At 32.5% G+C, this 403-nt stretch carries 1 pseudogene; it reads right to left on the minus strand.

From position 1 onward, the window contains the following. A pseudogene (locus tag EZH24_RS14560) lies at window positions 1-356 on the minus strand (hypothetical protein); the annotation flags it as partial. Between the last annotated feature and the right edge of the window lie 47 nt (window positions 357-403).

Raw genomic sequence — 403 nt, forward strand, 5'->3', positions numbered from 1 at the left:
GTAAACATAATTGTTACAGAAGAACCGTCAGAAGAAAATTTTAAAGTACCTTCAATTCCATTTGCTTGTCCATAATAGTCAGTAGAAAAACTATAATCAGTACCAGAACCTGTTACATTCATATATCCTTGATAAGAAGGTTCTGATGTTTGGTCACTACCTGCATTCATACCAACTTTAGAGTCTTTTATTGATACCCATAAATATTGAGACTGCATTACAGCAGATGTTGATACGTAGGAATTACCGTTATACTGTTCTATGCCTTTTGTAGTATCTCCTGCTCCTATTGTGTCATTGCAAAGTATATTTATATTCAATAAATTTTCAGGAAATGCTGGATTTGCTGTAAACATAATTGTTACAGAAGAACCGTCAGAAGAAAATTTTAAAGTACCTTCAA

The organism is Brachyspira catarrhinii, from assembly GCF_005518285.1.
Taxonomy (GTDB): domain Bacteria; phylum Spirochaetota; class Brachyspiria; order Brachyspirales; family Brachyspiraceae; genus Brachyspira; species Brachyspira catarrhinii.